The following is a 13,868-nucleotide window of genomic DNA, read 5'->3' on the forward strand; positions in this document are numbered from 1 at the left end:
GCATGAAACCGCAAGATACCTCCTCAGCGCCTTTGCTGAGCGCGATCGTCCCGATGTACAACGCCGGAGCCAGCTTTCAGGCTTTTATCGACTCTATGCTGGCGCAAACGCTGGCGTCGCTGGAAATCATTATCGTCAATGACGGCTCGACGGATGCTTCGGCGCAGCTGGCGCACCGCTACGCCGGTGAATATGACCATATTACCGTGATCGACCAGGCTAACGGCGGCGTTTCCCGCGCCCGCAACGCCGGGCTGGCGATAGCGCGCGGCAAATATGTCACTTTCCCCGACGCCGACGATACGCTTTCACCAGAGATGTACAGCACGCTGACCGCCATGGCGGAACAGGACGATCTGGACGTGGCGCAGTGTAACGCCGAGCGCGTTTTTTGGGGATCGGGCCGGGCAAAACCGCTTATTCCTGTCGACCGTTTACAGGCTACGCCGGTGCTGAGCGGCGCAGAGTGGCTGAACAAGGCGCTGGCGTCCAACCGCTATCTGCACGTCGTGTGGCTGGGCATCTATCGCCGCTCGCTAATCGACCAGCTGCACCTACAGTTTGAACCCGGCCTGCACCATCAGGATATCCCGTGGACGACCGAACTTATGCTGAACGCCCGCCGCGTACGCTACACCGATAAGATTTTGTATCGATACTACGTGCATGACCAGTCGATCAGCAACCGCAAGCGCAGCGGTATGGCTAACGTCGAGTATCAGCGTCATTATCTGAAAATCGCCCGGATGCTGGATGAAATCAACCTGCGCTATCGCGATAAAGTTAAGATTGGTTCGGCAATTTATCGTCAGGTAACCAAAGAGGCGCTGACCGTTTGCCACGCTTTACGGCGTGAACCTGATGCCGAAGCGCGCCAGGCGATGATAGCGGATCTGCTCGCCAGCAAAACGCCGGGACGAATGCTGCGCAACGCGCGCGGCGTTAAACAGTGGTATCAGCTGTTGCTCTGGCTGAGCCGGATTTACCGCTGGCGTCGTTCGTAATGCGCGGCGCCTTTTTCCTGCACGAGCTTTCCCTTACAATCGGTCCACTTTATTTCGAGATCCCATGAGTATGGCCACTTCTTCGTCGATTCCCGCCTCCTTTGCGCCGCGCAAGATTTTGCTGATCAAGCTGCGTCACCATGGTGATATGCTGCTTACCACGCCGGTTATTGAGGCGCTGCGCCAGCGTTATCCGCAGGCCGCTGTCGACGTGCTGCTCTATAAAGAGACGCAGCCGATGCTGCAGGCGCATCCGCACATTCGTCAGCTGCGCTTTATCGATCGCAAATGGAAAAATGAGGGAACGCTGGCGCATTTGCGCCATGAAGCCGCACTGCTTAAGGCGATCCGCCAGGAAGGCTACGATCTGGTCATCAACCTGGCCGATCAGTGGCGCAGCGCGATTATCACCGCCCTTTCCGGCGCGCCGGTTCGGATTGGGTTCGCTTACCACAAGCGTCGCAACGCCTTCTGGCAACGGGCGCACACCCACCTCGTGTCTACCAGCAACCACAGCCAGCTGCATACCGTTGAGCAGAACCTCGCCGCGCTACAGCCGCTGAATATTCCCTTTTCCGGTTTCCCGGCAGCAATGCACTACAGCGAAAGCGACTGGTCACATACGCAAACCGTGCTGGCGCAAAGCAAGATTACGCGTCCCTATATCGTTATCCAGCCGACCTCGCGCTGGATTTTTAAATGCTGGGAAGATGACAAAATGGCCGGGCTGATCGCCGCGCTGGCCTCTGAGCAAATCGATATCGTGCTGACCGCCGCGCCGGATAAAAAAGAGCTGGCGATGATCGACCATATTCTCTCCCTGTGTCCCGGCAAAGCGATTTCGCTGGCCGGAAAGCTGTCGCTGCCGCAGCTGGCTTCGCTGATCGATCATGCCCGCCTGTTTATCGGCGTCGACTCCGCGCCGATGCATATGGCCGCCGCGCTGGATACGCCGTGCATCGCGCTGTTTGGCCCGACCAAGCTTAAGCAGTGGCGTCCCTGGGGCGATAACAATCGGGTGATCTGGGCCGGCGACTATGCGCCTCTCCCTTCGCCAGACAGCATTAATACCAGAACCGAGACTCGTTATCTTTCTGCCATCCCGCTTGATGAGGTGGTCAAAGCCGCAAGGAACTATCTGGATGAGTAAAGTACGACTGGCTATAGTGCGGCAAAAATACCGCCCGGACGGCGGCGCGGAGAGGTTTATTTCGCGGGCGCTGGAGGCGCTGGACGATAACAGTCTGGATCTGAACATCATCACCCGCAGCTGGCAGGGCGAGCCGAAACCGGAATGGCACCTGCATATCTGTAACCCGAAAAAATGGGGACGCATCTCGCGTGAGCGCGGCTTTGCGCTGTCGGCGCGTGAATGCTGGCAGCGAGAAAAGTTTGATATCGTACAAAGCCACGAGCGTATTGCGGGCTGTGATATTTTTCGCGCCGGCGACGGCGTGCATCGCGTCTGGCTGGCGCAAAGGGCGCGCATCGTTTCGCCCGTGCAAAAGCTGCTGGCCGATTTAAGCCCTTATCATCGCTATGTAATGGCGGCGGAAGAAGAGATGTTCCGTTCACCTGCGCTGAAAAAAATTATCTGTAACTCGCTGATGGTAAAAAACGACATCATGCGCTGTTTTCAGGTGCCGGAAGAGAAGTTCGCGGTGATCTATAACGCGATTGACGCGCAGCGCTTTCAGCCTGCCACGCCGACCGAGCGCCAGCAGTCTCGCGCGTCGTTGCGTCTGCCTGCCGAAGCCAAAGTGTTTATTTACGTTGGTTCCGGTTTTGAACGCAAAGGATTAAGGGCCTCCATCAGTGCCCTGGCCGCTACCGAAGCGCACCTGCTGGTGGTAGGTCAGGATAAACAGCAGGCCCGTTATCTTAGCCACGCCCGCGCGCTGGGCTGCGAAAAACGTATCCACTTTGTCGGCGTGCAGCACAACGTGATCCCTTATTACCATGCGGCCGACGCGCTGATACTGCCCACGCTTTACGATCCTTTCCCTAACGTGATCCTGGAGGCGATGGCCTGTGGTCTGCCGGTAATCACCAGCGACACCTGCGGTGGCGCTGAGTTTATCGTTAACGGCGAACAGGGCTACGTTTGCGACGCGCTGGATATTGCGGCACTGAGCGCCGCCGCGCAGGCCATCCCGCTCAGAAGCGTTGATGCGCGCATGGGCGATGCGGCCCGGGAGCGCGTTCTCCCCTGCTCGCCGCAGCGCCTGGCAGGGCAGCTTCATGCGCTATATCAACAAGTGTTGCGGCAGGCCTGAGAAGAAGGTGTGAGCATGCGCGACTTATCTGCTAACATGCGGTAATGTTTCTCTTTTCCGGCACTTTCTGACGCGAGTCACTCCGTAATTCGTAAACTGTGATGACAACAATTTATTCCGTCCTGCTCTATCTTATTCAGCCTCTGATTTGGCTCCGGCTCTGGTTACGCGGCAGAAAAGCGCCCGCCTACCGGAAGCGCTGGGCCGAACGCTACGGCTACTGTAAAGGCAAGGTCAAGCCGGACGGTATACTGCTGCACTCCGTTTCTGTCGGCGAGACGCTGGCCGCCGTGCCGCTGGTCAGAGCGCTGCGCCACCGTTATCCCACGATGCCGATTACCGTGACGACCATGACGCCGACCGGTTCGGAACGGGCGGCTTCCGCCTTCGGTAAAGATGTTCACCACGTCTATCTGCCTTACGATCTGCCCGGCTCAATGAACCGCTTTCTGGATAATGTCAGCCCGCGGCTGGTCATCATTATGGAAACCGAGCTGTGGCCAAATATGATCGCGCAGCTTCATGCCCGAAAAATCCCGCTGGTCATCGCGAACGCCCGCCTGTCGGAGCGCTCGGCGAAAGGATACGGCAAGCTCGGTAAATTTATGCAGCGTCTGCTGCAAAAGATTACGCTGATCGCGGCGCAGAACCAGGAAGACGGCGAACGCTTCGTGGCGCTTGGCCTGAAGCGTTCCCAGCTGGCGGTGACCGGCAGCCTGAAGTTCGATATCTCCGTGACGCCCGAGCTGGCCGCCCGTGCGGTGACGCTGCGTCGGCAGTGGGCGCCGCGTCGTCCGGTATGGATCGCCACCAGCACGCACGAGGGTGAGGAAAGCATTATCCTGGCAGCGCACCGCAAGCTCCTGGCGCGTTTTCCTGCTTTGCTGCTAATCCTGGTACCGCGCCATCCGGAACGTTTCGACACGGCTCGCGACATGACGCAAAAGGCCGGCTTCAGCTACACGTTACGCAGCAGCGGCGAGATCCCTTCCAGCAGCACGCAGGTGGTGATTGGCGATACGATGGGCGAACTGATGCTGCTCTACGGCATCGCCGATCTGGCTTTCGTCGGCGGCAGCCTGGTGGAGCGCGGCGGACATAATCCGCTGGAGGCCGCCGCGCATGCTATTCCCGTGCTGATGGGGCCGCATACGTTTAACTTCAAAGATATCTGTGCAAAACTTCAGCAGGCGGACGGTCTGATCACCGTAAACGATGCCGACTCGCTGGATAAAGAGATCGGTACGCTGCTGACCGACGAAGACTATCGTCTTTACTACGGCCGCCATGCGGTAGAGGTGCTGCATCAGAATCAGGGCGCGCTACAGCGTCTGCTACAGTTACTTGAACCCTATCTGCCACAGCGGAATCACTAAATGTCTTCACGTCAGCTTCTGTCGGTCGTGCTGATCGCTAAAGATGCAGCCGAACTGCTGCCGGAATGTCTGGAGTCCGTGAACTGGGCCGACGAGATTGTGCTGCTGGACTCCGGCAGCAGCGACGGCACGCCGCAAATCGCCGCCCGCCACGGTGCCAAAGTGTTTCACTCCCGCGAATGGCACGGCTACGGCAAACAGCGCCAGCTGGCGCAGAGCTATGCCACGCATCCGATGATTTTGATGATCGACAGCGACGAGCGCGTGACGCCGCCGCTGCGCGCCGCTATCGAATCCGTGCTGCAACAGCCTGCCGCGCCCGCTACGGTTTATAGCCTGGGCCGCCGTAATCTGTTTATGGGACGTTTTATGCGCCACAGCGGCTGGTATCCTGACCGTGTGACCCGCCTCTATCCACGTGAATACGGCTATAACGATCATCAGGTACATGAATCGCTGGAAGCCAAAGGGGCGCAGGTGGTGGCGCTGAAGGGCGACCTGCTGCATCTGACCTGCCGCGATTTCTCCGCGTTTCAGTGGAAGCAGTTCGCATATGCCGAAGCCTGGGCGAAGCAGCGTCACCACCAAGGGAAAAAGTGCGGTCTGCTTTCAATTTTCGCCCATACGCTGGGCGCCTTTCTGAAAACCCTGGTGCTGCGCGCCGGTTTTCTGGATGGCAAACAGGGCTGGCTGCTTGCCGTGGTTAACGCGCAGTACACCTTCAATAAATATACGGCGCTCTGGGCGCTGAACCACTCTTCCCACGCTTCCGGCAAAGGCGGATTATGAGCACAAAAGCGATCTATCCCGGCACTTTCGATCCCATGACCAACGGTCATCTGGATATCGTCACGCGCGCCGCGTTGATGTTTGACCATATCGTCCTGGCTATTGCCGCCAGCCCCAGTAAAAAGCCGATGTTTTCGCTGGATGAACGCGTGGCGCTGGCGCAACAGGTGGTCGCACACTTGCCGAATGTGGAAGTGGTAGGATTCAGCGATCTGATGGCGAACTTCGCGCGGGATCAGCAGGCCAACGTCCTGGTGCGCGGCCTGCGGGCGGTTTCCGATTTTGAATACGAAATGCAGCTGGCGCATATGAATCGGCACCTGCTGGCGGAGCTTGAAAGCGTGTTTCTGATGCCTTCAGAAAAATATTCGTTTATCTCTTCCACGCTGGTCAAAGAGGTGGCGCGCCATCACGGCGACGTCAGCGCTTTCCTGCCGCCGTCGGTGCACAGCGCGCTGCTGGCAAAGCTCTCCGCCTGATTATTTCTGACAGGTTGGACAATAGAAGGTGCTGCGCTGCGCGTGTTTGGCACCTACGATCGGCGTGGCGCAAACGCGGCAGGGTTCGCCAGCACGGCCATAGACCTGTAGCTCCTGGGCGAAATAGCCCGGTTTGCCGTCCGACTGCAGGAAATCACGCAGCGTGGTGCCGCCCTGCTCAATCGATCGCAACAGCACGGCTTTGATCGTTTCCGTCAGCAGAACCACTTCTTCTCTGGTCAACGCCATTGCCGGTCGATCGGGATGGATCCCGGCGGCAAACAGCGATTCGCTGGCGTAAATATTGCCAACGCCCACCACCAGCTTGTTGTCCATCAGCCAGGGCTTAACCGGCGTGCGCCTGCTGCGCGACTTCTCAAACAGGTAATCCGCGTTAAAAGCTTCGCTCAGCGGCTCCGGGCCAAGGTGGGCCAGTACGTTACTGGCGGCCAGATCGCTGCTCCACAGCCAGGCACCAAAGCGGCGAGGATCGGTATAGCGCAGCACTTTGCCGTTGCTCATCACCAAATCCACGTGGTCATGCTTCGCCGGCGGTGCCTCTTCTGACAACACGCGTAGACTGCCGGACATGCCAAGATGGATGATGATCCAGCCTTCAGGCAGCTCCAACAGCAGATATTTGGCGCGGCGCTGTACGCTGAGTACCGGCCGATCGCTGAGGCTGTGGATTTCATGCGAGACCGGCCAGCGCAAACGGCCGTTGCGCACCACGGCGTGCAGAATAGTGGCGCCGACAAGGTGCGGTTCGATACCGCGTCGGCTGGTTTCAACCTCTGGTAATTCCGGCATACAAACCTCCCGCAGATATTTTCAGACGTAAAAACGTTTTCAGGCGCACAAAAGAAAAAACCCCGCCGAGGCAGGGTTTTTCAGTCGCTAAAGTCAATTACTTGATTTTAGCTTCTTTGTAGATCACGTGCTGGCGGACAACAGGATCGAATTTCTTCAGTTCCAGTTTTTCCGGCTTAGTACGCTTGTTCTTCGTGGTGGTATAGAAGTGACCTGTACCAGCAGAAGAAACCAGCTTGATCTTCTCACGAATACCTTTAGCCATGTTTCAGTTCCTTACCTTAGTACTTCTCACCGCGGGTACGCAGATCGGCCAGAACCGTCTCAATACCCTTTTTATCAATTACGCGCATGCCTTTGGCAGATACGCGCAGTGTAACGAAGCGCTTTTCGCTCTCAACCCAGAAACGGTGAGAGTGCAGGTTCGGCAGGAAACGGCGTTTCGTCGCGTTCATTGCGTGGGAACGGTTGTTACCCGTCACCGGACGCTTTCCAGTTACCTGGCAGACTCGTGACATGTCAATTCTCCAAAAATCAAATAAGCTCGAGCTTTAAAAATAAGGTCTTGGCCGCCTCGTCAGGCTCTTAGCCCATCCAGGCGAGTTCTATGTGAACCCGCTGAGCAGGCCCAAATGCCAAACCCGAGATTCTCAAAGGTGGCGTAGTATACGCCCTGCAACGCTGGTGCTCAAGTCCCGAACAGATAAAGATCCCTTTGGATCGCGCAAAATTGCCGCATTTGAACGGAAAAAGCACCGCCGCTACGATGAAAAAAACGCGGTTTGCCGCTTTTTTCCGCATTACAGCCAGCCTTTTTCCGCAAAGGAAACATATTCGCCCTGACCAATAACAATATGGTCAAGCACGCGGATGTTAAACAGCCTGCAGCAGTCGTTAACCTGTTGAGTCACATCGCGATCGGCCATGCTGGGCGCCGAAATGCCCGAGGGATGGTTATGCGCCAGGATAATCGCCGCCGCGTTTTGCTTCAGCGCTTCACGCACGATTTCACGCGGATGCACCTCTACGCTGGCTATCGTACCCGCGAACATTTCACTGGTGTGAATGACCCGATGCTGATTATCAAAAAAAACCACCATAAAAATCTCACGTTCACGATGCGCCAGCTTGCTGTGCAGGAAATTCACCATATCGCCCGGGCTTTGCATGGCCTGCTTTACCGAATCCGCACAGGTGAAAAAGCGCCTGCCCAGCTCGGCAATGGCATTAAGCTGGGCATACTTCGCCACGCCTACGCCTTTTACCCGTAAAAACGCGTCTTTGTCTGCCGTCATCAGCCGGTGCAGCGAACCGAACTCCTCCAGCAGCTGTTGCGCCAGCGTCATGACGTGGACACCGTTCGCGCCGGTACGTAAAAAAATCGCCAACAGTTCCGTATCCGTCAACGTGCCGGCCCCGCCCGCCACCAGCTTTTCGCGCGGCGGCATTTTTTTCCATGGCTTCTTCATCCGCTTTCTCCTTCCGTAGCTGGCTAAATCATGGCATTATATACAGTATTTTTCTATGCATTTTTCCGTTTGCCGCGCTGCTTTACAGTACGGTCGTTGTGCTAAAAGTCAGCAGGCAGGGATTATGATAAAATGGCAGAATTCCGGCGCGCGGGCGCCCTGCTGGCTCAATGGAGCAGAAACTATGACATTAACCGGTAAACGTATTGTGCTGGGCGTAAGCGGCGGTATCGCTGCCTACAAGGCGCCTGAGCTGGTAAGACGCCTGCGCGATCGCGGGGCGGAAGTGCGCGTCGTGCTGACCGCCGCGGCCAAAGCATTTATCACGCCGCTGAGTCTCCAGGCCGTATCGGGTCATCCGGTCAGCGACGACCTGCTCGATCCGGCGGCGGAAGCAGCGATGGGGCATATCGAACTGGGAAAATGGGCTGACCTGGTGATCCTTGCACCCGCCACGGCCGATCTTATTGCTCGCGTTGCCGCAGGGATGGCTAACGATTTGGTCACCACAATATGCCTGGCGACGGCGGCGCCTGTCGCCGTCGTTCCCGCCATGAACCAGCAGATGTATCGTGCCGCCGCCACGCAGCATAATCTTCAGGTTTTGCAGGCGCGCGGCCTGATGATTTGGGGGCCGGACAGCGGCAGCCAGGCCTGCGGCGACGTCGGGCCGGGCCGTATGTTAGATCCGCTGACTATCGTGGACGAAGCCGCCCGCTGGGCGACGCCGCAGCACGATTTAGCGCACCTTAATGTGATGGTGACGGCTGGCCCAACCCGCGAATCGCTTGATCCAGTCCGGTTCATTAGCAATCACAGCTCGGGTAAAATGGGCTTCGCCGTGGCCGCCGCCGCCGCAAAACGGGGCGCTAACGTGACGCTGGTTGCCGGGCCGGTTGCCCTGGCCACGCCGCCGGGCGTCAAACGTATCGATGTGATAAGCGCCCTGGAAATGCAACAGGCGGTGATGGCCAGCGTTGCCGAACAGCAGATTTTTATCGCGGCCGCTGCCGTTGGCGACTACCGCGCAGCGGAAGTCGCCAGTGAGAAAATCAAAAAGCAGGGTGACGAAATCCTGCTGAAAATGGTGAAAAATCCGGATATCGTCGCAGGCGTCGCGGCCATGCAGCAAAACCGCCCCTACGTGGTGGGGTTTGCAGCGGAAACCCGGAATGTGGAAGAATACGCCCGGCAAAAAAGGGTTCGGAAGAATCTGGATCTGATTTGCGCCAACGATGTTTCAAAAGCCGGGCACGGTTTCAACAGCGATACCAATGCCCTGCATCTTTTCTGGCAGGAAGGGAATAAAGCCTTACCGCTCGGCGATAAGCAGCTCCTGGGCCAACAATTACTGGACGAGATAGTCAGCCGTTATGAAGAAAAAAATCGACGTTAAGATTTTAGACCCGCGCGTGGGCACCACTTTCCCTCTGCCCGCCTATGCCACTTCCGGCTCCGCTGGTCTCGATCTGCGCGCCTGCCTGGACGAGGCGGTACAGCTGGCGCCGGGCGCGACCACGCTGGTGCCAACCGGCCTGGCTATCCATATTGGCGACCCTCAGCTGGCGGCCGTTATCCTGCCGCGCTCCGGCCTGGGCCATAAGCATGGCGTGGTGCTGGGCAACCTGGTCGGGCTGATTGACTCCGATTATCAGGGGCAGCTGATGGTTTCCGTCTGGAACCGCAGCCAGGAGACGTTCAGCATTGAGCCAGGCGAGCGTATCGCTCAAATGGTGTTTGTACCGGTCGTTCAGGCTGAATTCAATCTGGTTAATGACTTCGACGCCAGCGCGCGCGGCGAAGGCGGCTTCGGCCACTCGGGTCGTCAGTAACGACCGACCAGAGCACCCGTCCTTATTTCCACCGTGAGCGTGATGGCTCACGGATGTTGCGTGGGCGCTTGCCCGTACATGGTGATATTTCAGGGGTCTTTCAGGACATGGCAGAGAATAAAAGTGCGAAAAGGAATCGTCGCGAAGAAATACTGCAGGCGCTGGCGCAGATGCTGGAATCCAGCGATGGTAGCCAGCGGATCACTACCGCCAAACTGGCGGCAAGCGTGGGGGTTTCTGAAGCTGCGCTTTACCGGCATTTTCCCAGCAAAACCCGCATGTTTGACAGCCTGATTGAGTTTATTGAAGACAGCCTGATTACGCGCATCAATCTAATCTTGCAGGATGAAAAAGAGACGCTGCCGCGTTTACGGCTGATTATCCAGCTGATCCTGGGCTTTGGTGAGCGTAATCCGGGCTTATCACGTATTCTGACCGGCCATGCGTTGATGTTCGAGCAGGACCGTCTGCAAAGCAGAATCAACCAGCTGTTCGAACGTATCGAGGTGCAGCTGAAGCAGGTGCTGCGCGAGCAGAAAATGCGTACCGGCGAAGGATTCCAGACGGAGGAGGCGCTGCTGGCCTCGCAGCTGCTGGCTTTCTGTGAGGGATTGCTGTCGCGCTTTGTGCGTTCCGATTTCCGCTATCGCCCGACGGTGGAATTTGAAACGCGCTGGCCGCTGCTGGCCTGTCAGCTGGTCTGAATCGGGAAGGCCGCAGTTGGCCTGCCAGCCGATCTGAATCGAAAAGGCCACAGTTGGCCTGCCAGCTGATCTGAATTTAAAAGGCCGTAGTTTGCCTTGCAGCTGGTGGGAAATGAAAGGGCCGCAACCGGCGGCCCGTATTCGTCAGATACCGTACTCTTTGCGGTAGGCCCGGACGGCGGCCAGATGATCGGCCAACTGCGGTTTCTCTTCCAGGTAGCTAATCAGATCGTTCAGCGTGATGATGGCGATAACCTTGCAGCCGTAATCGCGCTCCACTTCCTGAATAGCCGAGGCCTGTCCGCGGCCTCGCTCCTGCCGATCCAGCGAAATCAGCACGCCGGCCAGGGTCGCCTTATTCGCCGAGATGATCTCCATCGATTCGCGAATAGCGGTACCGGCGGTAATAACGTCATCTACCAGCATAATACGGCCCTGTAACGGGCTGCCGACCAGCGTTCCGCCTTCGCCGTGATCCTTCGCTTCCTTACGGTTGAAACAGTAAGGCACATCGCGGTCGTGGTGATCGGCCAGCGCAACGGCGGTGGTAGTAGCGATAGGAATGCCTTTATAGGCCGGGCCGAACACCAGATCGAAATCGATAGCGGAATCCACCAGCGCCTGCGCATAGAAACGGCCTAACAGCGCCAGGTCACGGCCCGTGTTAAACAAGCCCGCGTTAAAGAAATAGGGGCTTTTACGTCCGGATTTCAGCGTGAACTCTCCAAATTTCAGGACCTGCTTATTAATAGCAAATTCGATAAATTGGCGCTGCCAGGCTTTCATGTCTCGCTCCTCAATCGTTAAAAAAGGCGACTCTGTGGTCGCCTGGGGAAATCAGTCTTGTAGCGCCGCTTTCTGCGCCTGAATCAGCGTATCAATACCGCCGCGAGCCAGCGACAGCAACGTCAGCAGCTCGTCATGGCTGAACGGCTCGCCTTCTGCCGTGCCCTGCACTTCAATCATGCGGCCATCTTCGGTCATGACTACGTTCATGTCGGTTTCCGCAGCAGAATCTTCGACATATTCCAGATCGCATAACGCTTCGCCGTTGACGATGCCGACAGACACGGCGGCGACCATCCCCTTCATCGGGTTGGCTTTCAGCTTGCCGATAGCGACCAGATGATTAAGCGCATCTGCGAGCGCTACGCAGGCGCCGGTAATAGAAGCGGTACGCGTGCCGCCATCCGCCTGCAGGACGTCGCAGTCCAGCGTGATGGTGAACTCGCCCAGCGCTTTCAGATCCAGTGCGGCGCGCAGAGAGCGGGCAATCAGACGCTGAATTTCCAGCGTGCGGCCGCCCTGCTTGCCTTTGGCCGCTTCGCGAGCGTTACGGCTATGAGTAGCGCGTGGCAGCATGCCATATTCTGCGGTTACCCAGCCCTGGCCCTGTCCTTTCAGAAAGCGCGGCACGCCTTCCTCAATGGTAGCGGTACAAAGGACTTTGGTTTCACCGAATTCAACCAGAACGGAGCCTTCCGCATGTTTGGTGTAGTGGCGAGTCAGGGTGACGGGACGCACCTGATGGGCATTACGGCCTGCTGGACGCATGGTTTTTCTCCGGCTTGAAAATCGTGATTGGCTGCGCATTATACGGATTTCACAGCCGAATGCCTATGACAGCCTGCTGGCAACGCGGTTTCTGTGCAGCTGGCGCGATAGTAAGCGCAGCCTCAATCCCGTTGATTTGTCAGAGTTTGACCAGATGCCTGTTAAGGCAAGGCCGGCACCGCTATAATCACCTGAACTTATTCTGAAAACGGGTACGCACAATGATCCGCAGTATGACCGCCTACGCCCGGCGTGAAACCAAAGGCGAATGGGGCAGCGCAGCCTGGGAGCTTCGTTCCGTAAACCAGCGCTATTTAGAAACCTATATCCGTCTGCCCGAGCAGTTTCGCGGCCTGGAGCCGGTGATCCGCGAACGCATTCGCAACCGCCTGACCCGCGGTAAAATCGAGTGTAATCTGCGTTTTGACGCAGACGTGCGCGCGCAGAGCTCCCTGGTGCTGAATGAAAAACTGGCTATTCAGCTGGTTAAAGCCGCCAACTGGGTCAAAATGCAGAGCGACGAGGGCGAAATCAATCCGGTCGATATTTTGCGCTGGCCTGGCGTCATGTCAGCAGAAGAGCAGGATTTGGATGCCATTTCCGCAGAGTTGTTGAGCGCGCTGGACAGCGCTCTGGACGACTTTATCGCCGCCCGTGAAACGGAAGGCGCCGCGTTAAAATCATTGATTGAACAACGGCTGGAAGGCGTCACTACTGAAGTGACTAAAGTACGTGCGCAAATGCCGGACGTGTTGAAATGGCAGCGCGAACGTCTGGTGACCAAACTGGAAGAGGCTCAGGTTCAGCTGGACAGTAATCGGGTTGAGCAGGAACTGATTATGCTGGCGCAGCGCGTGGACGTGGCGGAAGAGTTGGATCGTCTGGAAGCGCATGTTAAAGAAACCTATAACATCCTGAAAAAGAAAGAAGCGGTGGGCCGCCGCCTCGACTTTATGATGCAGGAATTTAACCGCGAATCGAATACGCTGGCGTCTAAATCAATCAATGCAGAGGTTACCACTTCGGCTATTGAGCTGAAGGTGCTGATTGAGCAGATGCGTGAGCAGATTCAGAATATCGAGTAAAGTTGCATACAGTCGCACTCAGTAGCAGAAAACCAATAAAGCCCGCTAATTGCGGGCTTTATTATTTTCATGCTGTTGCATAACATCGCGCATTTTCTTTGTACTCAAAGTACTTTCCTCGTTCCAGCTTGGGTACAAAGCACTATTCAATGTTAATGCAACACTATGGCATAGCTGACAGATATTCAGATGCAGGCATGGATTAAGGCAGGAGAACGGTTTGAGGGGCGTTCAGAACGGTTATCTTCATGCGCCGCCCATTCTCCCCAGCGTTTCACCGCCGCTCGTATATCGCGCATTGTTCAGCCCTCACCCTGTAAATGTTCTTAATTCGCTAATTTTAACTAATTAAGACGAACAGACGGGATCACCAGCTCGCGCCCGGTACTCGTGAGAAAAAGCCTGATTGCCTTAATCTGCAAAAAATTACGTGCAAAGAAGGTGCAGCGTTTACACTCCGGCCCACCAGCGCGTATGATTTCCGTACAGA

Annotated in this window: 16 protein-coding genes; 10 read left to right on the forward strand and 6 right to left on the reverse strand. The window is 56.8% G+C overall.

All coding sequences use genetic code 11. The features are described 5' to 3' along the window. Positions 1-2 precede the first annotated feature (2 nt). The 6 genes from EGK14_RS18775 to coaD all read left to right on the forward strand — a co-directional run bounded on the left by EGK14_RS18775 (position 3) and on the right by coaD (position 5,924). Positions 3-1,004, forward strand: a complete 1,002-nt coding sequence (locus EGK14_RS18775; RefSeq protein WP_125290612.1) for a glycosyltransferase — start codon at positions 3-5, stop codon at positions 1,002-1,004. Between the two features lie 70 nt (positions 1,005-1,074). Then, positions 1,075-2,154, forward strand: a complete 1,080-nt coding sequence (gene rfaQ, locus EGK14_RS18780; protein ID WP_125290669.1) for a putative lipopolysaccharide heptosyltransferase III — start codon at positions 1,075-1,077, stop codon at positions 2,152-2,154. Beyond that, positions 2,147-3,280 (forward strand): glycosyltransferase family 4 protein, encoded by a 1,134-nt coding sequence (locus EGK14_RS18785; protein ID WP_125290613.1) that lies wholly within the window; start codon positions 2,147-2,149, stop codon positions 3,278-3,280. Before rfaQ ends, EGK14_RS18785 begins: the two co-directional genes overlap by 8 nt. A 101-nt stretch (positions 3,281-3,381) precedes the next feature. After that, entirely contained in the window at positions 3,382-4,656 is a 1,275-nt protein-coding gene (gene waaA / locus EGK14_RS18790; protein WP_125290614.1) for a lipid IV(A) 3-deoxy-D-manno-octulosonic acid transferase, read from the forward strand. After that, on the forward strand, positions 4,657-5,445 hold the full coding sequence (locus EGK14_RS18795; protein ID WP_125290615.1) for a glycosyltransferase family 2 protein: 789 nt from the start codon (positions 4,657-4,659) through the stop codon (positions 5,443-5,445). Continuing rightward, entirely contained in the window at positions 5,442-5,924 is a 483-nt protein-coding gene (gene coaD, locus EGK14_RS18800) for a pantetheine-phosphate adenylyltransferase (RefSeq protein ID WP_125290616.1), read from the forward strand. Before EGK14_RS18795 ends, coaD begins: the two co-directional genes overlap by 4 nt. Here the strand turns inward: coaD and mutM are convergent, their stop codons facing one another. The 4 genes from mutM to radC form a co-directional block, all read right to left on the reverse strand. After that, positions 5,925-6,734, reverse strand: coding sequence for a bifunctional DNA-formamidopyrimidine glycosylase/DNA-(apurinic or apyrimidinic site) lyase (mutM, locus tag EGK14_RS18805; RefSeq protein ID WP_125290617.1), 810 nt, complete (start codon positions 6,732-6,734; stop codon positions 5,925-5,927). A 97-nt stretch (positions 6,735-6,831) separates the two neighbouring features. Then, positions 6,832-6,999 carry a 50S ribosomal protein L33 gene (rpmG, locus tag EGK14_RS18810; protein ID WP_001051798.1) on the reverse strand — a complete coding sequence of 56 codons (168 nt, stop codon included), beginning with the start codon at positions 6,997-6,999 and terminating at the stop codon, positions 6,832-6,834. A 16-nt stretch (positions 7,000-7,015) separates the two neighbouring features. Further along, positions 7,016-7,252 (reverse strand): 50S ribosomal protein L28, encoded by a 237-nt coding sequence (gene rpmB / locus EGK14_RS18815; protein WP_004154798.1) that lies wholly within the window; start codon positions 7,250-7,252, stop codon positions 7,016-7,018. A gap of 282 nt (positions 7,253-7,534) precedes the next feature. Further along, a complete protein-coding gene (gene radC, locus EGK14_RS18820) occupies positions 7,535-8,203 on the reverse strand; it encodes a DNA repair protein RadC (protein WP_125290618.1) in 669 nt (222 codons plus the stop codon). A 184-nt stretch (positions 8,204-8,387) separates the two neighbouring features. Here radC and coaBC point away from each other — a divergent pair, with 184 nt between their 5' ends. From coaBC to slmA, 3 genes are all read left to right on the forward strand, one after another. Continuing rightward, the gene (coaBC, locus tag EGK14_RS18825; RefSeq protein WP_125290619.1) at positions 8,388-9,599 is read left to right on the forward strand and encodes a bifunctional phosphopantothenoylcysteine decarboxylase/phosphopantothenate--cysteine ligase CoaBC; all 1,212 of its coding nucleotides are present in this window, start codon (positions 8,388-8,390) and stop codon (positions 9,597-9,599) included. Then, a complete protein-coding gene (dut, locus tag EGK14_RS18830) occupies positions 9,577-10,035 on the forward strand; it encodes a dUTP diphosphatase (protein ID WP_125290620.1) in 459 nt (152 codons plus the stop codon). The genes coaBC and dut overlap by 23 nt, the downstream gene beginning before the upstream one ends. Positions 10,036-10,142: 107 nt before the next feature. After that, positions 10,143-10,739 (forward strand): nucleoid occlusion factor SlmA, encoded by a 597-nt coding sequence (gene slmA, locus EGK14_RS18835; RefSeq protein ID WP_125290621.1) that lies wholly within the window; start codon positions 10,143-10,145, stop codon positions 10,737-10,739. A gap of 144 nt (positions 10,740-10,883) precedes the next feature. Here slmA and pyrE read toward each other — a convergent pair whose 3' ends face one another. Then, on the reverse strand, positions 10,884-11,525 hold the full coding sequence (gene pyrE / locus EGK14_RS18840) for an orotate phosphoribosyltransferase (protein WP_125290622.1): 642 nt from the start codon (positions 11,523-11,525) through the stop codon (positions 10,884-10,886). Positions 11,526-11,576: 51 nt separating this feature from the next. Continuing rightward, on the reverse strand, positions 11,577-12,293 hold the full coding sequence (gene rph / locus EGK14_RS18845) for a ribonuclease PH (protein ID WP_125290623.1): 717 nt from the start codon (positions 12,291-12,293) through the stop codon (positions 11,577-11,579). Positions 12,294-12,514: 221 nt separating this feature from the next. Here rph and EGK14_RS18850 point away from each other — a divergent pair, with 221 nt between their 5' ends. Then, the gene (locus EGK14_RS18850) at positions 12,515-13,378 is read left to right on the forward strand and encodes a YicC/YloC family endoribonuclease (RefSeq protein WP_125290624.1); all 864 of its coding nucleotides are present in this window, start codon (positions 12,515-12,517) and stop codon (positions 13,376-13,378) included. Positions 13,379-13,868: the final 490 nt, after the last annotated feature.

Origin of the sequence: Erwinia sp. 198 (genome assembly GCF_003937915.1) — a bacterium.
GTDB lineage: Bacteria > Pseudomonadota > Gammaproteobacteria > Enterobacterales > Enterobacteriaceae > Erwinia > Erwinia aeris.